The 18,420-nt window shown below is 67.3% G+C and carries 18 protein-coding genes and 1 pseudogene; 13 read left to right on the forward strand and 6 right to left on the reverse strand.

From position 1 onward, the window contains the following. Positions 1 to 777: 777 nt before the first annotated feature. The gene (locus Clow_RS08125; RefSeq protein ID WP_055178288.1) at positions 778 to 2,280 is read right to left on the reverse strand and encodes a multicopper oxidase family protein; all 1,503 of its coding nucleotides are present in this window, start codon (positions 2,278 to 2,280) and stop codon (positions 778 to 780) included. 119 nt (positions 2,281 to 2,399) lie between these two features. Between Clow_RS08125 and glmU the strand changes: the two genes are divergently transcribed. Then, complete coding sequence (gene glmU / locus Clow_RS08130) at positions 2,400 to 3,884, forward strand: bifunctional UDP-N-acetylglucosamine diphosphorylase/glucosamine-1-phosphate N-acetyltransferase GlmU (RefSeq protein WP_055178289.1); 1,485 nt, start codon at positions 2,400 to 2,402, stop codon at positions 3,882 to 3,884. 10 nt (positions 3,885 to 3,894) lie between these two features. Continuing rightward, a complete protein-coding gene (locus Clow_RS08135) occupies positions 3,895 to 4,872 on the forward strand; it encodes a ribose-phosphate diphosphokinase (protein WP_055178290.1) in 978 nt (325 codons plus the stop codon). A 495-nt stretch (positions 4,873 to 5,367) separates the two neighbouring features. Here the strand turns inward: Clow_RS08135 and Clow_RS08140 are convergent, their stop codons facing one another. Then, positions 5,368 to 5,643, reverse strand: a complete 276-nt coding sequence (locus Clow_RS08140; protein ID WP_055178291.1) for a hypothetical protein — start codon at positions 5,641 to 5,643, stop codon at positions 5,368 to 5,370. A gap of 251 nt (positions 5,644 to 5,894) precedes the next feature. On the opposite strand from Clow_RS08140, the gene Clow_RS08145 reads away from it, so the two are divergent. The 5 genes and pseudogenes from Clow_RS08145 (at position 5,895) to Clow_RS08165 (ending at position 8,685) form a co-directional block, all read left to right on the forward strand. Continuing rightward, positions 5,895 to 6,530, forward strand: coding sequence for a 50S ribosomal protein L25/general stress protein Ctc (locus Clow_RS08145; RefSeq protein ID WP_055178292.1), 636 nt, complete (start codon positions 5,895 to 5,897; stop codon positions 6,528 to 6,530). Between the two features lie 76 nt (positions 6,531 to 6,606). Then, a complete protein-coding gene (gene pth / locus Clow_RS08150) occupies positions 6,607 to 7,137 on the forward strand; it encodes an aminoacyl-tRNA hydrolase (protein WP_055178388.1) in 531 nt (176 codons plus the stop codon). A gap of 6 nt (positions 7,138 to 7,143) precedes the next feature. Next, positions 7,144 to 7,940, forward strand: a pseudogene (locus Clow_RS08155) (fumarylacetoacetate hydrolase family protein). Then, positions 7,940 to 8,302: a hypothetical protein gene (locus Clow_RS08160; protein WP_055178293.1), complete on the forward strand. Its 363-nt coding sequence runs from the start codon at positions 7,940 to 7,942 to the stop codon at positions 8,300 to 8,302. Before Clow_RS08155 ends, Clow_RS08160 begins: the two are co-directional and overlap by 1 nt. A 2-nt stretch (positions 8,303 to 8,304) precedes the next feature. Beyond that, positions 8,305 to 8,685 carry a hypothetical protein gene (locus Clow_RS08165; protein WP_055178294.1) on the forward strand — a complete coding sequence of 127 codons (381 nt, stop codon included), beginning with the start codon at positions 8,305 to 8,307 and terminating at the stop codon, positions 8,683 to 8,685. Here Clow_RS08165 and Clow_RS08170 read toward each other — a convergent pair. Further along, positions 8,682 to 9,713, reverse strand: coding sequence for a dioxygenase family protein (locus Clow_RS08170; RefSeq protein ID WP_055178295.1), 1,032 nt, complete (start codon positions 9,711 to 9,713; stop codon positions 8,682 to 8,684). The two genes, Clow_RS08165 and Clow_RS08170, sit on opposite strands and share 4 nt — an antisense overlap. 63 nt (positions 9,714 to 9,776) lie before the next feature. Beyond that, on the reverse strand, positions 9,777 to 10,796 hold the full coding sequence (locus Clow_RS08175) for a nitronate monooxygenase (RefSeq protein WP_055178296.1): 1,020 nt from the start codon (positions 10,794 to 10,796) through the stop codon (positions 9,777 to 9,779). 52 nt (positions 10,797 to 10,848) lie between these two features. Here Clow_RS08175 and pth (Clow_RS08180) point away from each other — a divergent pair, with 52 nt between their 5' ends. Further along, a complete protein-coding gene (pth, locus tag Clow_RS08180) occupies positions 10,849 to 11,454 on the forward strand; it encodes an aminoacyl-tRNA hydrolase (RefSeq protein WP_055178389.1) in 606 nt (201 codons plus the stop codon). 19 nt (positions 11,455 to 11,473) lie between these two features. Here pth (Clow_RS08180) and Clow_RS08185 read toward each other — a convergent pair whose 3' ends face one another. Then, positions 11,474 to 12,019: an NADPH-dependent FMN reductase gene (locus Clow_RS08185; RefSeq protein WP_055178297.1), complete on the reverse strand. Its 546-nt coding sequence runs from the start codon at positions 12,017 to 12,019 to the stop codon at positions 11,474 to 11,476. 102 nt (positions 12,020 to 12,121) lie between these two features. Between Clow_RS08185 and Clow_RS08190 the strand changes: the two genes are divergently transcribed. The 3 genes from Clow_RS08190 (at position 12,122) to Clow_RS08200 (ending at position 15,245) form a co-directional block, all read left to right on the forward strand. Beyond that, positions 12,122 to 13,756, forward strand: a complete 1,635-nt coding sequence (locus Clow_RS08190; protein WP_055178298.1) for a peptide chain release factor 3 — start codon at positions 12,122 to 12,124, stop codon at positions 13,754 to 13,756. Positions 13,757 to 13,758: 2 nt separating this feature from the next. Next, positions 13,759 to 14,190: a hypothetical protein gene (locus Clow_RS11815; protein WP_156334802.1), complete on the forward strand. Its 432-nt coding sequence runs from the start codon at positions 13,759 to 13,761 to the stop codon at positions 14,188 to 14,190. A 101-nt stretch (positions 14,191 to 14,291) separates the two neighbouring features. Further along, positions 14,292 to 15,245: a hypothetical protein gene (locus tag Clow_RS08200; protein ID WP_055178300.1), complete on the forward strand. Its 954-nt coding sequence runs from the start codon at positions 14,292 to 14,294 to the stop codon at positions 15,243 to 15,245. A gap of 177 nt (positions 15,246 to 15,422) precedes the next feature. Here the strand turns inward: Clow_RS08200 and Clow_RS08205 are convergent, their stop codons facing one another. Beyond that, positions 15,423 to 15,890: a CAP domain-containing protein gene (locus Clow_RS08205; RefSeq protein ID WP_055178301.1), complete on the reverse strand. Its 468-nt coding sequence runs from the start codon at positions 15,888 to 15,890 to the stop codon at positions 15,423 to 15,425. Between the two features lie 206 nt (positions 15,891 to 16,096). Between Clow_RS08205 and Clow_RS08210 the strand changes: the two genes are divergently transcribed. Then, positions 16,097 to 16,852 (forward strand): LamB/YcsF family protein, encoded by a 756-nt coding sequence (locus tag Clow_RS08210; protein WP_055178302.1) that lies wholly within the window; start codon positions 16,097 to 16,099, stop codon positions 16,850 to 16,852. A 13-nt stretch (positions 16,853 to 16,865) separates the two neighbouring features. Further along, positions 16,866 to 18,410, forward strand: a complete 1,545-nt coding sequence (locus tag Clow_RS08215; protein ID WP_082418610.1) for a 5-oxoprolinase subunit B/C family protein — start codon at positions 16,866 to 16,868, stop codon at positions 18,408 to 18,410. Positions 18,411 to 18,420 lie beyond the last annotated feature (10 nt).

Below are 18,420 nucleotides of genomic sequence, written 5' to 3' on the forward strand. Positions count from 1 at the left end.
AGCGCACCGCGCCGCGCGCCTCCCGAAAACGCTCCGTAGCGGCATGGTGCGCAGGACATATGCCTCATCCTGGAGGCCTGGCTCCTGCGCGATGTTCCCGATGTTGACTCCGGCATCGGTTCCGGGGTGTACAACACCTTCCGCCAGCTCGGCGCGGTCATTGGTTCCGCCGCCACCGGCGCTCTGCTGCAAAACCGCCTCGCGGGTATTAGTGCGGCAAACTACGTAGCCCATGAGTCATCACGAGCGTTTGGTGAATCAATCTATCTCTCTGCGGCCGTCTTTATCATCGGAATCGCTGCGGTTTTGCTATTCCGTCGACGCGCTAACTCGAATGCCCCCGAGGCTTCACCGAAGCAGTAAAACGATACACCGAGCTCATCAATATGGCGTGCCTCCTTTGCACTTGACCTCATCCAAGGTTGAGGGGCTGCCTCCTGCGCTACGAGCCCGGCCTCACGCGCCTTCGTCCGTGCATCGCGCGCAAACAGGCGATGCTCTCCTCGAGGCGAATAGGATTACCCCGGCAGCACATCTCCGCTTCTGCCACACCCAGCATCCGCTCCGGGACGGAGTGCCTCCGCTGGGCTGCCACCCACATGCCCAGGTCAAGCCCATACCAGGTATCCCCGTAAGCTCCGTTGTGTACCACCTCATTCCTTTTCCTGATCAGTAAGAATTCCCCAGAGGTATTGCAGAACCGCCAGCGCCACGACGTCATCGGCGTATAAGTCCGCGAGCCGCTCCCGCGTCTTCGGCTGATTCAGCAGGTTTCCACTACCCATGCCCCTCCCCGCTCATCAGCGCCGCCTGCTCCCCCGGCCCGGCGATCATGAACTGCCCCATCATGCCGGAGTCCTCGTGCAGGAGCATGTGGCAGTGATACATATAGGCCCAGCGCGGATCGGGATAGTAGCCAAACTCCACCGCCAGGCGCGCCGTGGCACCGGGCGGCAATGCCACGGTGTCCTTCCACCCGGAGGTGAACACGTCTGACTCCGTACCGTCGAGGGAGAGCACCCGAAAGGCGGCATCGTGGATGTGGAAGTTGTGTATCCAGTCCGCGTTCTCGTTGGTCACCGTCCAGATTTCCGGGCCCTCGTGGTCGATGGTCACGTCCACGCGACCCATGTCCATGGATTGCCCGTTGATCTGGAAGGTGTTGAGCACGAACTCGCGCTCTATCGCCCCGGCTACCGCTACCTCGCGGGCGGCCTCGGGGTTGAGGGTTCCGGGCAGCTCCGGGGAGGGGGCGAGGTTCTCCGCCGCCCGGATCTCCAACAGGTCGAAGGAGTCCTGGAGGCCAAAGTCCAGGCTGTATTCGTCCTGCGGCACCCCGAGGTTGTCGGGGAAGGCCCGCGAGACCAGTGTCACCGTCTCCCCCGGTTTGAGGCTCACCACGATCTCGGCGCGCTCGCCGGGGCTGATCGGTAGGTCGGTGGCCTCTATGGGCTCGGGCAGGAGGCCGGAGTCGGTGGCCACCACGTGGAAGGGGCGCTCGTCGGAGAAACCCAGGCGGTAAAAGCGCATGGTGGCGGCGTTGAGCAGCCGCAGGCGCAGCGCGGAGGCGGTGACATCGAAGTAGGCGTGGGTGATGCCGTTGACGGTGGGGGTATCGCCTTTAAGACCCAGGTCGGGGTCGGATTCCTCGTCGAGGCGGCCGTCCTCGTGGAACTTCTGGTCCATGATCGCCACGGGGATGTCATCAACCCCGTATGCGGAGGGCAGCGGCAGGGCGCGGGAGGCCTCGTCCTCCACGAGGATCATCCCGGCCAGTCCCCGGTAGGCGTGCAAGGCGGTGCGCTCGTGGGGGTGCGGGTGGTACCACAGCGTGGCGGCGGGCTGGTCCACCGTCCAGCGCGGCCGCCACTGCTGCCCCGGCGCGATGGGCTGGTGCGGGCCGCCGTCGGCGCTGGCGGGCAGCTTCATGCCGTGCCAGTGGATGGTGGTGGTCTCGTCGAGCCGGTTGGTCACCTCCATCTGCACGTCCTCGCCGCGGCGCAGCCGCAGGGTGGGGCCGAGCTGCGCGCCGTTGAAGCCCCAGGCGGGGGTGGTGGTGTCGGGGAGGATCTGCGCGTCCACGGCCGTGGCGTCCAGGCGGAAGGTTCGGACAGCGTCGATAAGCTCCCCCTCCGCCAACGGGGGAATCGGCAGGGGGCGGGCCTGGCCGGAGTAGCCGCGCGGGGTGGGTTGCCCGCCGGAGCAGGCGGGCAATAGCGGGGCCGCCGCCAGGGCGAGCGCGCTCAGACCCGCGCCGCGCAGAAACGTTCTTCTCTCCACCGCCGTCTCCTTAAATCGTGTGCGGTTCGTGCCACCCAGGCTACCCCCGACACCCACTCCAAGGGGTATGCTGTGCTGGTTACCGCGTTTCCGCAAACCCCGTCGGAGGTACCCTTTTCGTGTCCGTTGCAACCACCGCTGACTGCGCCGTCATCGTCCTGGCTGCGGGCGCCGGCACCCGCATGAAGTCGGCCACCCAAAAGACCCTGCATGCCATCGGAGGCCGCAGCCTGCTCTCCCACAGCCTGCACGCCGCCGCGGCCATCGAGCCGGAGCACCTGGTGGCCGTGGTGGGCCACCAGCGCGAGCAGGTCAGCCCCGCCACCGAGGCCATCGCCCAGGAGCTGGGCCGCCCCGTGGTGCAGGCGGTGCAGGAGGAGCAGAAGGGCACTGGGCACGCCGTGCAGTGTGCCCTGAACGCCATCCCGGACTTCAAGGGCACGGTGATCGTCACCAACGGCGACGTCCCGCTGCTGCTCCCGGAGACGCTGCGCAAGCTCCGGGAGGCGCACACCGAGTCCCTTACCTCCGTGACGGTGCTGACCCTCGAGCTGGAGGACCCCACCGGCTACGGGCGCATCGTGCGCAACGAGGAGGGGCAGGTGACCAGCATCGTGGAACAGAAGGACGCCTCGGATGCCGAGCGCGCCATCCGCGAGGTCAACTGCGGGGTGTTTGCCTTCGACGCCGACGTGCTGCGCTACGGGCTGGCCCACCTGGACTCCGATAACGCCCAGGGCGAGTTGTACCTCACGGATGTCCTGGGTATCGCCCGCGAGGAGGGCCACACCGTGCGCGCCCACCTGGCCGACGACCCCCGCGAGCTGGCGGGCGTCAACGACCGTGTACAGCTCGCGGCCGCGGGCCAGGAGCTCAACCGCCGCACCGTGGAGGCCGCCATGCGCGGCGGAGTGACCGTCACCGACCCCGCCAGCACCCGCATCGACGTCACGGTCACCCTGGGGCGCGACGTCACCATCGAGCCGGGAACCCAGCTACGCGGCGCCACGAGCGTTGCCGACGGCACCGTGGTGGGCCCGGACACCACCCTGGTGGACGTGACCGTGGGCGAGGGTGCCTCCGTGGTGCGCACCCACGCGCTGTCCTCGGTCATCGGGCCGCGCTCCTCCGTGGGCCCCTTCACCTACCTGCGGCCCGGCACCGAGCTGGGCGAGGGCGGCAAGCTCGGGGGCTTCGTGGAAACGAAGAACGCCACCATCGGGCGCAGCTCCAAGGTGCCGCACCTGACCTACGTGGGCGACGCCACCATCGGAGAGGAGTCCAACATCGGGGCGTCGAGCGTGTTTGTGAACTACGACGGAGTGAACAAGCACCACACGGTGGTGGGCGATCACGTGCGCACCGGCTCCGACACCATGTTCATCGCCCCGGTGACTGTGGGTGATGGCGTGTACTCAGGGGCGGGTACAGTAATTAAGGAAGATGTCCCTGCGGGGGCGTTGGTGGTCTCCGGCGGGCGCCAGCGCAACATCGAGGGATGGGTGGAACGCAAGCGCCCGGGGTCCCCGGCCGCCCGGGCCGCCCAGCGGGCGCGCGCCGCGCGGCCCGCCTCCGATCAGTCCGGCGCCGACCAGGAAGGTTAACGCAGATCCCATGGCTGCTCACTGGAAGCAAACCCACAAGAACATGATGCTGTTTTCCGGGCGTGCCCACCCGGAACTCGGTGAGGAGGTGGCCAAGGCGCTCGGCATCGAGCTGACGCCCACCACCGCCAGGGATTTCGCCAACGGCGAGATCTTCGTGCGCTTTGAGGAGTCCGTGCGCGGCTCCGATTGCTACGTGCTGCAATCCCACACCCAGCCGCTGAACAAGTGGCTCATGGAGCAGCTCATCATGATCGACGCCCTCAAGCGCGGCTCCGCCCGCACCATCACGGCGATCCTCCCCTTCTATCCCTACGCCCGCCAGGACAAGAAGCACCGGGGCCGCGAGCCGATCTCCGCCCGCCTGGTGGCCGACCTGCTGCGCACCGCCGGGGCGGATCGCATCGTGTCCGTGGACCTGCACACCGATCAGATTCAGGGCTTCTTCGACGGCCCCGTGGACCACATGCACGCCATGCCGATCCTCACGGACTACATCTCCTCCAAGTACTCCCTGGACGATCTCTGCGTGGTCTCCCCGGACGCTGGGCGCGTCAAGACCGCCGAGAAGTGGGCCAACACGCTGGGCGACGCCCCCATGGCCTTCGTGCACAAGACGCGCAGCCTGGACGTGGCCAACCAGGTGGTGGCCAACCGCGTGGTGGGCGACGTGGAGGGCAAGGACTGCATCCTCATCGACGACATGATCGATACCGGCGGCACCATCTCCGGGGCCGTGGGCATCCTCAAGGAGGCCGGGGCGCGCTCCGTGGTGATCGCCTGCACGCACGGCGTGTTCTCCGACCCCGCCCGCGAGCGCCTCTCCCAGTGCGGCGCGGAGGAGGTCATCACCACCGACACCCTGCCGCAGTCCACCGAGGCCTGGTCCAACCTCACCGTGCTCTCGATCGCCCCGCTGCTGGCGCAGACCATCAACGAGATCTTCGAGAACGGCTCCGTGACGCACCTCTTCGAGGGCCAGGCATAGCCGAGCGCCACGCAAGGAAGGGGCCGCGCTGTTCGCGCGGGGCAGCTCCCCGCCGTTGGGCTGGCGGCATAGGTGCGCGGCGATCAACAGGGAGGCCGGGAGGATCATCAGGGTGCCCAGTAGCAGGGCCAGAACGATCCCCAGCATGGCAAGGATCGATCCCACTACGTACAGCAGGATCAGGCGGATGGCGTTGTGCCACACCGCCGTGCTGCCCTCCACCACGGCGTGGCCAAAGCCGTAGCCGTCGGCCGCGTACCAGGCCCACACCAGCGTGAACAGGTGCGTGAGCATGGTCAGGAAGAACGCCAGCAGTCCGCCCACGAACGCCCCGAGGTGGTACCAGAAGCTCGTGTCATTCCCCACCCCCTCGAAGCGCGGCGGCATGGCCGCGCTGACCAGGTAGTCCACCGCCCACCAGAACATCGCCGCGGCCAGGGAGATGATGACCACACGCCAGTAGTGGGTATCGCGGAAGAAGTCCCGGTACCTGATTCAGGGGCGGCTCACCTGGGCCAGCGCACCGGAGCACAGCGGCGGCGTGAGCAGCAGCGGGATGAGAGCGATCTCCGGACCAAAGCCCCAGTCCAGGCCCCAGCCCTCGGGGATCAGCCCTGCCAGGTCCACCCCCAGGGCATACTCGATGCCCACCAGGGGCAGGCCCAACAGCGCCAGCACCGCGAACACGGACACCGCCAGCAGCAGCGTGCCCAGGACCCAGACGCCCGGGTTGGGCCACGCGGTGGAAAAGGCCCAGCACACCGCCTCCATCACGTCGAACTTTGCCCGACCCCGTGAACTTCCCGGCCCCACACCAGATGCCCTCGGCCTTGCCCCGCACCGGCGCGCGGTGCTACCATTATTCGGTCTCGGCGAGGGCCCCATCGGGGCCGTTATCGACGCGATCATGAGTAACTCTGAGAGCACGGATTCTTCCTGCGGAGACTCGGCGAGCACGCGAGCCGGCCGCAGTTTTTGCGGCCCGCTCCCTTTCACTGACACAACGATGATGGGAGAGTCTCATGGCTGCTAAGTACCCTACTCTTGAGGCCAAGAACCGTACCGAGTTTGGCAAAGGTGCCGCCCGCCGCCTGCGCCGCGACTGGCAGATCCCCGGCGTGATCTACGGCCCGGAGCTGGACGGCGTGGTCCACTTCTCCGCACCGCTGCTGGACATGCAGGCCCTGGTGCGCAACAACGGCGTGAACGCCATCGTGGAGATGGACATCGAGGGCGAGAAGTACCTCAGCATGGTGAAGAACGTGGACCAGAACGTGCTCACCCTGGACATCGACCACATCGACCTGCTGGCCATTAAGCGCGGCGAGAAGGTCGAGGTGGAGGTTCCCGTGGTGCTCGAGGGCGAGCCCGCCGCGGGCACCATGTCCATCCAGGACGCCGACGTGCTCCTGGTCGAGGCCGACGTGCTCAACATCCCCGAGGAAATCACCGTCTCCATCGAGGGCCTTGAGGTGGACACCAAGATCACCGCCGGTGAGCTCGACCTGCCGGACGACGTCACCCTCATCGCCGAGGAGGACACCGTGATCGTGTCCATCACCTACCCCGAGGTGGACGAGGAGCTGGAGGAAGCCGCCGAGGCCGCCGAGGAGGGCGGCGCCGAGGCCGGCGCCGAGGCCGAGGAGGACGCGGAGTAATCCGCCTCCACCACCCAACGCCCCGGCGGGATACCCGCCGGGGCGTTGTTTTTATTCTGCGTTACCCTGTATGTCCATGAGCTCCCCTCCCTTCCTCGTCGTGGGCCTGGGCAACCCCGGCGCGCGCTACGCCCCCACCCGCCACAACCTCGGCCTCATGGTCCTTGAGGAGGTACTTTCCCGCCACCCCGACTCCCGGCTTGGCGTGCACCGCAAGACCAACACGGAGGCGTGCTCCGTGGGCGGGCTCATCCTGGCCCGCCCGCGCTCCTTCATGAACCTCTCCGGCGGGCCGGTCCGGGCCCTCGCGGACTTCTACAAGGTGCCGCCGCCCCGGATCGTGGTGATCCACGACGAGCTGGACCTGGACTTCGGCCGGATCAAGTCCCGCCCCGGCGGCGGGGATCACGGGCACAACGGGCTGCGCTCCATCACCAAGGCCCTGGGCACCAAGAACTACGTGCGCCTAAGCTGCGGGATCGGCCGCCCGCCGGGGCGCATGGACCCGGCGGCCTTTGTGCTCAAGCCGTTCTCCCGGGCGGAGCGGGAGCACCTGCCGATCCTCTGCACCGATGCCGCCGACGAGCTGGAAAGGCTGCTAGCCTAGGGGCCTATGCGCCTGGCCACACTGCGATCCTCTGATGGCGGGACCGTCCTGGCGGACTACCCCAGCGTGGGGCACCTGCTGCGCCAGGAGCACTGGGAGGAGATCGCCCGCACGGCCACGGGCCCGCGGCGCGCGGTGCGGCCCGCGGACCTCACTCCCGTGATCCCGCGTCCGGGCAAGATCGTGTGCGTGGGGCTAAACTACGCCTGCCACATCGAGGAGATGGGCCATAAGCGCCCAGACGTCCCCACGCTGTTCATCAAGTTCCCCGAGGCGCTGACCGGCCCCTACGACGTGCCGCTGCTGCCCTGGGCCCAGCATGCGGCGGACTTCGAGGGCGAGCTGGCGGTGGTCATCGGCATGCGGGCACGGCGCGTGCCCGCCGAGGACGCCGCAGAGCACATCGCCGGGTACGCCATCATGAACGACTACTCCCTGCGGGACTATCAGTACCGCACCCAGCAGTGGCACCAGGGGAAGTCCCTGGAGCGCTCCAGCGGCTTTGGCCCCTGGCTGACCACCCGCGACGCCTTCCGGCCCGGCGCGCCGCTGCAGACCTGGCTCAACGACGCTCTCATGCAGGAGGACCGCACGGACGACCTGGTCTTTCCCCGGAGGCGCTCATCGAATACATCAGCGCCCTGTATGCGCTGGAGCTGGGCGACGTGATCGTCACCGGCACCCCGGTGGGCGTGGGCCACAGGCGCTCCCTCAAGCGCTACCTGCGCCACGGCGATACAGTGCGGATGCGCGTGGAGGGGCTGGGTGAGATCGCCAACACCACGATCTTCGCGGAGGAGTAATGCGGGTATCCAAGGCAACCGTCACAAAGATCGTCTGGCTCCTCGTCCTGGCTTTTCCTCTCTTCGGCGGCACCGGCGCGCGCTACCACCCGTTTTCCGCCCTGTTTGGTGTCGCCACCGCGCTGGCCGCCGCCGTAGCCGTCGTCTGGGGCCTGCGTATCGTGAAAACCACGCACGTCGACGTCTTTATCACGCGCACCTTTTCCGTGTTCTGGCCGCTCTACCTGCTGCTGGCCGCGGCGAGAATCGGAAGCTGGGAATGGCTGAGCGTGCTCATCTGGCCCCTCATCATATGGATGGCCATCGTGGAGAATCACTACTTCCTCACCTGGGCCAAGAGCCTCGAACGCGAAAAGGAGTAAGCATGCGCACCCGCCTCGCCCGCCTGTTCAACCTCGCTTGGCTGATCGCGGTCGCCCTGCCCTCCTTCGGAACGGCGCGCGAGGTCATGGATAAGCAGTATTACTCCCTCGCGCCCGCGCTCGGTGGCCTGCTCATGGCGGCGGCGGTGATCGCCACGCTGTGGGCGGTGCGCACCGTGTTTTCCACCCGTCCGGATCGCTTTGTCACCCGCACGTTCCTGGTGTTCGCCCCCCTCTACGCGCTTGAGGTCACCCTCTACATCGGTGGCCGGGAGTGGATCGCCGTTTTGTTCTGGCTCGCCGTGGCGTTCATGCTGCTGGTGAGCAAACCGAGGTTCTTCTGCTGGGCGCGGGGCCTGAGCCGGCGGCGTCGCGTGGCCTAGCCCTGCGGGGGCTGCGGCGGGCGGCCGCTCGGCGGGTTAGCGCCCGACGGGGGCTGGCCCTGCGGGGCGGTATCACCAGGACCACCGGGGGCGCCCTGGCCCGGCATGGGCGCGGGGTTGCTCATCTGATGCTCGGTGGTGGGGTCGATGGCGATGTCGATAGTGAGGGTGTAACCATCCTGCGTGGACCCGCTCACGGCGGGCGCCTGATCGTCCCAGCCGTCGCGAAACACGTTATCCGTATCCAGGGTGATCTGGGAGAAGTTCTCCGACGATCCCGCATACCGGGAGTCCGAGTAGCAGGCATCGGCCACCTCCTCGGGCACCGCGAGCTGCGAGGTAAGCATATTGTTGTTCACGTCCGTGATGGAGGCGGAGTCGGGGAACACCTCGAAGTCGATGTGCGGCCAGCGCCCGGCGTAGCATCTGGGGACGATGGTCTGGAAGGTCACGGTGCCGTTGGTGTCCGCCACCTGCATGCCGCGCAGGTAGTTTTCCTCCAGCAGGGCGTCGTCATACATGGAGTAGCGCCCCTCGGCGTCGCAGTGCCAGATGTACACCGCCGCGCCCGCGTAGGGGGCGTTGTTCTGGGAGAGGTCGATGAGGTTCAGCCGCACGCTCAGCGGCACGCCGTCCGCGGTGGCCCCGCCGCCAATGGAGGAGCGGATGTCCGAGCGCTCCACCCCGGTGATGTGCAGCACGTCGGGGCCGTTGGAGCCGTCGCCGGGGTAGGGTCCGGCGGTCTTGGTGTTCATCTCCTCGGGCGCGTCGGCCTCGGCGTTCCCGGTGGCTGCGGCGCTGGTTTGCGGCGAGGACTCGGAGCCCGGCGCGCAGGCCGCCAGGGCGAGGGCCCCGGCACCGAGGCCCAGCCTGCGGCGGCTAAGCACGGTGCCGAGCTCAAAGGCCGGGCCCTGGTCCTGCGGCCCCTCGTTCTGGCGGTCAAGGCAGCGGTCCTCAAGGCGATGGAACTGGCCGTCTGCGGCGGGGCCGCGTTCCTCGGCGGAGGGATAGGGGCGAAAACGAAACACGGGAGGGTCCTTTCGGGAAAACCAACGGAACGCGTCCCCCCGCTAGGGCGCCTCCCTCCCCGATTACCGGGCGTTTCCTGTGAGGCTGCCGAGTAGTTTTATAATGTCTGCTGCTGGTAGAGGTTTCGCCTCCCGGTAGCCCTCCCCCGCGAGGCAATAGGCGCACTCGGGGTCGGAGCGCAGCGGCTTAAGCAGGGCGTTCAGGTGCGGATAGGCGGGCGGGATCTCCCGGTGCTCGCGGGTAAAGGCCGTGGCCAGGCCCCGCGCATAGCGCCCGGAGAAGGCACGCGTGGACACCGTCTCCGCCGCCCCGCGCTCCAGGAGGCCGCGGTTGGCCACCGAGGTTCCGGCCTCCCGGGCCAGCAGAAAGGCCGTGCCACAGGACGCCGCGCGCACCCCCGGCCAGGTCAGCGCCTCGGCCACCGCCTTCGGGGTAGACAGGCCGCCTGCGGTCACCAGGGGCAGGTCCACCGCCCGGGCCACCGCCGCCACCAGCTCCCGCAGCGGGCGGGCGTCCGGCTCCTCCTGCCCATCTGGTCGCGCGCCGCCGCCCGCCTCCGGGCCCTGCACCACCAGGGCGTCCGCCCTGGCACGCGCGGCCGCCTCGGCGTCGCGCTCGCTCGCCACCGTCACCCAGGCCTCTACTCCATAGGAGTGCAGGCAATCGACCTCGTGTGGGGAGAACACGCCGAAGGTGCAACTGACCACCGCCGGGCCGGTACCCTCCCGGACGGCGTCCAGCACGGCGGCGAACTTGGCGTCCCACCCCATCGTGTAGTCCACCGCGGGCAGCGCCGGGGCGGGCTGGCCGTGGTTTTCAAAGAACCCCGCGAGGTCCCCCACCAGCCCCTCCAGGGCGGAGAGATCCTCGTAAGGCTGCTGCGGGCAAAAGAGGTTCACCCCGTATCGGGTGCCCGCCGCCTCCCGCATGTCCGAGGCCAGCCGCCCCGCATCGATCATCCCGGAGGCCAGAAAGCCCAGGCTCCCGGCGCGCGACACTGCCGAGGCCAGCGCCGGGGTGGAGGGGCCTCCGGCCATCGGGGCCGCCACGATGGGCGTAGAAAGGGCGTCAAGGATGCTCATAACCCTACAGGGTATGTGACATAATGAGGCGGTGGCACTCTTTTCTCGAATCATGCACCTCCTGCACCCCTCGGCCACCCCCGAGGCCGACCTCCACGGCGTGCAATGGCTCATCATCGGCCTGGGCAACCCCGGGGCGCGCTACGAGCGCACACCGCACAATGTGGGCTACCTGGCGCTTGACGCCCTGCGCGGCGGCGCGCCCCTGCTGCCTTACCCCGGCGTGCCTGTGACCGCCTGCCGCGCGAGCATCGACACCGTCCCGGTGGCCCTCCTGCGCTCCACGACGTACATGAACGAATCGGGGCAGGCTGTGGCCCCGCTGGCCCAAGCCTTGGGGCTGCCGCCGGAGCGCGTGGTGGTGCTGCACGACGAGTTGGACCTGCCCACCGGCACCGTCCGGCTGCGCCAGGGCGGGGCGGAAAACGGCCACAACGGGTTGAAGTCGCTCAGTGCGGAGCTGGGCTCGCGCGACTACGTGCGCGTGCGCATGGGGATCTCGCGCCCGCCCAAGGGCACCCCCGTGGTGGACTACGTGCTGGGCAACCTAGAGAACACCCCCGAGCTGCGCACCGGGATCGAGAACGCCGCCGAGGCAGCGCGCTTGGTGGTGGGTCAGGGGCTGGCCCGCGCCCAAAACGAGATCCACCGACGCTAAGGCGCGAGGCGGACCCTCCTTAGGCCTCCGCGCGCTCCAGCTCGCCCAGCAGGGCGTCCAAGGAGGCGGCCTGGCGCTCGCCCGGGCTAAATACGCCGTCCTGGACGTCGTCGAAAATGCTCAGGGAAAGCTGCGCGCGCAGCATGGGGCACTCGAAGTTGGCCATGATGGCTCGCCAGTGCTCCACTGCCCGGATGCCGCCGGAGGCGCTGTAGCCCACAAAACCCAAGGGCTTGCCCTGCCACTCCGAGCCCAGGCAGTCCACGGCGTTCTTCATCGCACCGGGCACGGAGCGGTTGTACTCGGGGGTGATGAACACGAAGGCGTCGCAGGCGTTGATGGCCCGCGACCACTCCTGCACGCGCGGGTCCTCGTAGCACTTGTTGGCGGCGGTGGGCAACACCTCGGAGGCATAGAGGGGGAGGTCAAAGTCCTTCAGGTCGATCAGGGCGTACTCGCACGCGCCCGAGGCCGCGCGCTGCCCTCCCGCACGAGCGACCCACTGCCCGATCTGCTCGCCCAGGCGCCCCTGGCGGATGGAACCCACGATGATGCCGATCTTCATGGGAGTATTTCTACCAGATTTTATAGATGCGTCGATAAAAGAGAGCGCGCAGCCCGGCTCCGAGTCCTCCGCGCCCGAGGGCCTGAAGTACCCTAATATCCTATGAGCACCGCCGCTGAAGCCTCCCGCCGCCGCACCTTCGCCGTCATCGCCCACCCGGACGCCGGTAAGTCCACCCTCACCGAGGCCCTGGCCCTGCACGCGCACATGATCGCGGAGGCCGGTGCCGTCCACGGCAAGGCGGGCCGCAAGGCCACCGTCTCGGACTGGATGGAGATGGAAAAAGATCGCGGCATCTCCATCGCCTCCTCCGCCTTGCAGTTCGAGTACGCCCCGGACGGGCACACCGGTGAGCCCTACATGATTAACCTGGTGGACACCCCCGGCCACGCGGACTTCTCCGAGGACACCTACCGCGTGCTCATGGCCGTGGACGCCGCCGTGATGCTCATCGACGCCGCCAAGGGCCTCGAGCCGCAGACCCTCCAACTCTTCCGCGTGTGCAAGGCGCGCGGCCTGCCGATTATCACCGTGATTAACAAGTGGGACCGCGTGGGCCGCTCCCCCCTGGAGCTGGTGGACGAGATCGTCGCGGAGATCGGCCTGCAGCCCACCCCGCTCTTCTGGCCCGTGGGTGAGGCCGGGGACTTCCGCGGCCTGGCCCGCATGGAGAACTCCGGGGAGGTCAGCCAGTACATCCACTTCACCCGCACCGCGGGCGGGGCGAGCATCGCCCCGGAGGAGCACCTCGACCCCGAGGCCGCCGCGCAGCGCGAGGGCGAGGTGTGGGAAACCGCCCAGGAGGAGGCGGAGCTGCTGGCCGCCGACGGCGCCCTGCACGATCAGGATCTCTTTGAAAACTGCGAGACCTCTCCCCTCATCTTCGCCTCCGCCATGCTCAACTTCGGCGTGCACCAGATCCTCGACGCCCTCTGCGCCCTGGCCCCCGCCCCGCACGCGCGCGCGGCGGACGAGGCGGCCGTGGCGGCGTCCACGAGCGCGATGGACAGCGAACGCGGCGTGGACGATGCCTTCTCCGGCGTGGTGTTCAAGGTGCAGGCGGGCATGGACCGCAACCACCGGGACACCCTGGCCTTCATGCGCGTGGTCTCCGGGGAGTTCGAGCGCGGCATGCAGGTCACCCACGCGCAGTCGGGGCGCGCCTTTTCCACCAAGTACGCGCTCACCGTGTTCGGCCGCACCCGCGCCACGGTGGAGACGGCCTACCCCGGGGACATCGTGGGCCTGGTCAACGCGGGGGCCCTGGCCCCGGGCGACACGATCTTTGCCGGACGCAAGGTGCAGTACCCGCCCATGCCGCAGTTCGCGCCCGAGCACTTCCGCACCCTGCGTGCTAAGTCCCTGGGCAAGTACAAGCAGTTCCGCAAGGCCCTGGATCAGCTCAACGCCGAGGGCGTGGTGCAGATCCTGCGCAACGACGCCCGAGGCGACGCCGCCCCCGTGATGGCCGCCGTGGGCCCCATGCAGTTCGAGGTGATGCAGGCGCGCATGCTCAACGAGTACGGGGTGGACACGCAGGCCGACCCGGTGCCCTACAAGGTGGCCCGGCGCACGGACGCGCAGTCCGCGCCGGGGCTGGGCCGCCAGCGCGGGGTGGAGATCTTCACCCGCACCGATGGAGAACTCGTGGCCCTCTTTGGGGATAAGTGGAAACTGGCCTTCGTGGAGCGCGAGCACCCCGAGTTCACCCTGGAACCGATGGTGGCGGACAATTAATCATGGCGTGGTTCCGCGGGTTTCGCCTCCCCGTTTTTGACCTCCCTGGCGCTCGCTCTGCGGGGCCTCATTCCAGCAGGTCTGGCTCCGCCGCGGCTTCGGCGCTGCCTCGCCTACCTGAGCAGGTGCGCGAACAGACAGTACCTCACCTGCACGTGCACACGGCGGAAAACCTGGTGGTGCTCACCACCGCCCCGGAGGCCCTGGCACCGCTGCGCTCTGCCTTAGAAGCCGGGATTGGGCTGCGCCTGGTGTGCGGAGAAAACCGGCCCGCCGTTCTCTTTGCTGGCACGCAAAGCCCCACCCTTGATCCCGACGAAGGCTGGCTGCTCCCCCTGCCCGAGCAGGCCCGTACCTTTGTATGCACCGAGATTCCCGCGGAACCCGGAGCCTGGGAACTACCCGGTATCAACCTCGGCATTGTGCTCGAATAACCCCACCTCAGCAGGGATGTTCGAATAATTCCCCTGGGCTGTCCCACCCCCTTGGCACAATCATTTTTGTCCAACCAAGGATTTGCCAGAAAGGGAAGCCCATGCCTCGCTTTATATGGCCACTGCTCAGCGTTCTCCTCGTGGCCGCCTCACTCATTTTCCTCGCTCACCCCGTGGTGCTGGTGCTCGCCATCGCCAACCTCCTCGCCGCGCTCTACGGGCTCGTGGTGGGGTTCTCTCCCGCATCGCAGCCAGAGGAATCGCCCTCACCGGAACCTGCTCCCGCGGAGGAATCCCTCGACCCACCGCCTGCGGAGGAAGCGCAGGGTTTGGAGGAAGAACAGGCCCCGCTGGAAGGGGAACCCGCCCTCGCGGCAGAAGAGCTCGAAAACGCCAAGGATGCCCTCGCCGCTTACTTCCGAGGAGGAGCTACACCCGCTCCCACGCCGGTGCTGCGCTACTCCCCCTTGGCTACCATCCAGTGCAAGAACCTGGGATTACACCCCCAGCGAGTCCGAGAAATCATCGCCAAGGCCACCCGCGTGCTGCATGGTAACCGAACGATCCTCTACTACGAGGACTACCGGATCACTCTTCACAACGATGATGAGGGCGGCGATACCCTCCTTGAGGTTCAGCAAGATACGCAGGCGGCACCCGCCCCGGAGCGACCTCGCCGCAGCGATGGTGGGACCGCGCGACGCAGGTGCCGTAGCGGTTCAGAAAAGCGGGAGGTAAACCCCGCCAGTTCCACTCCGCTACGCCCCATACCGGGAGATAGGGATACGTTCTTTGGGCTTTTAGCCGACTTCGGCTTCACCCTTCACCGCGGCTCCAAGCACCACAAGATCACCCATCCGCAGCGTCCTGGGGTGGCAGGCTCCCTGCCCACCACGCCTTCCTCTCAGCGGTGGATTGCGGATTCCATCACGTTTATCCGCCACCAATTTCAGATCGACCTGCGCCAATGGGATATTCCCCAGGCCACGGCGCCGCTCCATGAACAGCGGCTTGCCGAGCTGCCAGTTAATAAGCAGACAACCTTGGCGGGGTAAGCGGCAGCTAGTCATGTGGTGACTAACCATGCGGTTACTAGGCGCGGGAGCGCTGGGCACCTGGGCACGCGGAACCAGCGAGAGAGCAACCACGCATGCGACACAAAAAGGAGGCCCCTCCACAGCCTAGCTAGCCGTGTGCGGGAACCTCCTGCGGCTTAAAAGCCAGTGGTTGGCTTAGTCCTCGAAGCGCTGCACCACGTAGGAGCCGTCCTCAGCCTGAGCGATGCCAATGCCGATCTTGCTCAGCTCGGGATCAAGCAGGTTATCCCGGGTGCCCAGGTTTTCCAGCCATGCGTTCAGAACTTCCTCGGCGCTGGGAACGCTGGCAAACCATGCCACGTTCTCCACGCCCGCGTCATCGGCGTGGCCTGCCGCGCCATTGTCACGCATGGTCTCGGCCCACTGCTGAGCGCTAAAGCCCAGGGAGGAATCGTACTTCAGGGCGTCAATTCCTCGTTCTTCGCGCTCAACGTTCGTGAGCTCAAAGATTTCCTTAGCCAAGGTGGCCAGGCTGCTCTGGTCGCTCGCCTGGTTAACCGTTTGAGCGGAACCTTCCTCCGCCACGGCCACGGCAGTGCCGCTCATTCCGGCGGCCAACGCGATCGCGCAGGCCAGTCCCTTTACCGCATAACGTTGCTTCATCCTTACAACCCCTTTCATCCCGTTACTACACAGACTCTATAGGTATCGAGCCTTGCTTGCCATATCAAGCGTGTATCTTGCATTTAATTCCAGGAAATACCTGACACATCCGCTTCTAATATATGACCACCTTCACAAAAGCGCATCTCGGCGCTAGACTCGGGGAACCGCCAAGGATTGTTGAACAATCAGGGAAGGATTCGCCTATGCTCAGCATCGACCTCAACGCCGACCTCGGAGAGACCACGGCGGGAAACCCGGTGGCCGATGATGCCGCCATGCTCTCCCTCGTCTCTAGCGCCAACGTCGCCTGTGGTTTTCACGCCGGAGACCCCCACACCATCGCCGCCACGGTAGCTCAGGCAGGTCAGGAAAACGTCACCATCGGGGCGCACGTGGGCTATAACGACGCCCCCGGATTCGGGCGCCGCTTCATCGACTACGCCCCGGCCGAACTCGCAGACGAGGTGCTTTACCAGATCGGTGCGCTCTCCGCCCTCGCCGCGGCCCACGGAACGAAGGTCTCCTACGTCAAGCCTCATGGCGCTCTCTATAACGCCATCGCTCACCACCAGGGCCAAGCCCAGGCGGTACTCGATGGGGTGCGCGCCTTTGGCGATCTCCCCGTCATGCTGCTGCCCGGAGGCGTAGCCGTGGACCTCGCTGAGCAGCGCGGCATGACGGTTATCCGCGAGGCCTTTGCCGATCGTGGATACAACCCCGATGGCACCCTGGTAAGCCGCCGCGAACCCGGCGCGGTTCTCCATTCCACGGAAGAGGTGGTAGCCCGCGTGCTCCAGGTGGCTGCCACGGGCAGCGTCACGGCCGTCGATGGCAGCACCATTTCCGTCGATGCTCAATCGGTGTGCGTGCACGGGGACTCCCCCGGTGCCGTGGAGATGACGCGCGCGATCGTCGCAAAGCTGCGCTCCGAGGGTATCGCTATCCGCAGCGTCGCGTAGGGGAAAGCACACCATGAACACCACGATTCGCCGCATGGGCACCCGCGCGCTCCTCTTGGAGGTGGGCGATCTGGGCCTTGCCCTGCGCTGGCACGCCCACCTTTCCGCGCACCCGGTTCCCGGCCAAGTAGAACTCATCGCCGCGGCCGCCACGGTTCTGGTGGTCACGGATTCGCCGCGCCACGCCGAGCGCGCCGCCTCGATGCTGGCCACGGTGGAGCCCGCGGAATCCTCGGATAGCAGCCCCAGGGAGGTAGAGGTAGAGGTGATCTACGATGGCCCCGATCTTGCCGAGACCGCCGAACTTCTGGATATGTCCACCGAGGAACTGATTTCGTGGCATACCGGCACCTCCTGGACGGCGGCCTTTGGCGGCTTCGCCCCCGGCTTTACCTATTGCACGCCCAGCGACCCCGCCCAGGCGCTGCGCGTGCCGCGTCTGAGCAGCCCGCGCACCCAGGTTCCCCACGGAGCGGTGGGGCTGGCCGATTCCTTTTCCGCGGTTTACCCCCGCACCTCACCGGGGGGATGGCGCCTGTTGGGGCACTCCCCCACCCCCATGTGGGATTCCACTGCCTCCCCTCCTGCGGCAATCCGCCCCGGAGATACCGTGCGCTACCGCGCGGTGCGCGAGTCCATCGAGGTATCTTCCCCGGCGCAGCAACCGCCCATCGAGGGGATCAGCCTACCCACCCTGCGCGTGGAGGACCCCGGCCTGCTCAGCCTCATCGAGGACCGAGGCCGCCGCGGGCACGGCGATATGGGCGTGACCGGCTCCGGGGCTGCCGATCGCGCCAGCGCCTATGCCGCCAATAGCGCGGTGGGCAATACCCCCGACGCCGCCCTCATAGAAAATATCGGTGGGTTGCGCATCACCGCGCTGATCGACGCCACCGTGGCCGTCACCGGAGCCCAAGCCGAGGTGCTGGTTAATGATCGCCCCCTTGTTCTGGGAACGCCAACCCTGCTCACCGCCGGTTCCTCCCTCAGCATCGGTCCCGCCACGACGGGGCAGCGTTCCTACCTCGCGGTGCGTGGCGGGCTGGCCGCACCGCAGGTATTGGGTTCGCGCTCCGCCGACGTCCTTTCTGGGCTGGGGCCCGCTCCCCTTGAATCTGGAGAACTGCTGCGTGCTCACCCCGCCGGGGGCACTGCCGCCGCCATCAGCGTGGCTAATCCCCTGCGGGTGGCCCCCGGAAAGGTGGCCGTGCTGCGCTGCGTGGCCGGGCCGCGCCACGAGTGGTTCCAGGATGGGATCGCCGCACTCACCGAGCAGGAATGGACGCTCACCCCAAACTCCAACCGCGTGGGCCTGCGTCTTTCCGGCGAGTCGCTTCAACGAACCACCGAGGGAGCCACAAAAGAACTGCCCAGCGAGGGCATGGTGGCGGGATGTATCCAGGTGCCCCCGCAGGGAACCCCGGTGGTATTTCTGCGCGATCACCCCGTGACCGGCGGCTACCCCGTGATCGCCACCGTCATACCCGAAGATCTTGATATTGCCGCACAACTGCCCGCGGGGGCCAAGGTGCGTTTTGAGGAATACCAACCGCTTTAAGGAGAACAAA

It is taken from the genome of Corynebacterium lowii, assembly GCF_001412085.1.
Lineage (GTDB): Bacteria > Actinomycetota > Actinomycetes > Mycobacteriales > Mycobacteriaceae > Corynebacterium > Corynebacterium lowii.

Bases quoted from the DNA above. Each gene is read 5' to 3' on its own strand.
- pth (WP_055178388.1), top strand. From the start codon at position 6,607: ATGAGCTCCCCTCCCTTCCTCGTCGTGGGCCTGGGCAACCCCGGCGCG.
- Clow_RS08145 (WP_055178292.1), top strand. From the start codon at position 5,895: ATGGCTGCTAAGTACCCTACTCTTGAGGCCAAGAACCGTACCGAGTTT.
- Clow_RS08215 (WP_082418610.1), top strand. From the start codon at position 16,866: ATGAACACCACGATTCGCCGCATGGGCACCCGCGCGCTCCTCTTGGAG.
- Clow_RS08135 (WP_055178290.1), top strand. From the start codon at position 3,895: ATGGCTGCTCACTGGAAGCAAACCCACAAGAACATGATGCTGTTTTCC.
- Clow_RS11815 (WP_156334802.1), top strand. From the start codon at position 13,759: ATGGCGTGGTTCCGCGGGTTTCGCCTCCCCGTTTTTGACCTCCCTGGC.
- Clow_RS08210 (WP_055178302.1), top strand. From the start codon at position 16,097: ATGCTCAGCATCGACCTCAACGCCGACCTCGGAGAGACCACGGCGGGA.
- Clow_RS08175 (WP_055178296.1), bottom strand. From the start codon at position 10,796: ATGAGCATCCTTGACGCCCTTTCTACGCCCATCGTGGCGGCCCCGATG.
- Clow_RS08160 (WP_055178293.1), top strand. From the start codon at position 7,940: ATGCGGGTATCCAAGGCAACCGTCACAAAGATCGTCTGGCTCCTCGTC.
- Clow_RS08185 (WP_055178297.1), bottom strand. From the start codon at position 12,019: ATGAAGATCGGCATCATCGTGGGTTCCATCCGCCAGGGGCGCCTGGGC.
- Clow_RS08190 (WP_055178298.1), top strand. From the start codon at position 12,122: ATGAGCACCGCCGCTGAAGCCTCCCGCCGCCGCACCTTCGCCGTCATC.
- Clow_RS08165 (WP_055178294.1), top strand. From the start codon at position 8,305: ATGCGCACCCGCCTCGCCCGCCTGTTCAACCTCGCTTGGCTGATCGCG.
- Clow_RS08200 (WP_055178300.1), top strand. From the start codon at position 14,292: ATGCCTCGCTTTATATGGCCACTGCTCAGCGTTCTCCTCGTGGCCGCC.
- pth (WP_055178389.1), top strand. From the start codon at position 10,849: ATGCACCTCCTGCACCCCTCGGCCACCCCCGAGGCCGACCTCCACGGC.
- Clow_RS08140 (WP_055178291.1), bottom strand. From the start codon at position 5,643: ATGGAGGCGGTGTGCTGGGCCTTTTCCACCGCGTGGCCCAACCCGGGC.
- Clow_RS08205 (WP_055178301.1), bottom strand. From the start codon at position 15,890: ATGAAGCAACGTTATGCGGTAAAGGGACTGGCCTGCGCGATCGCGTTG.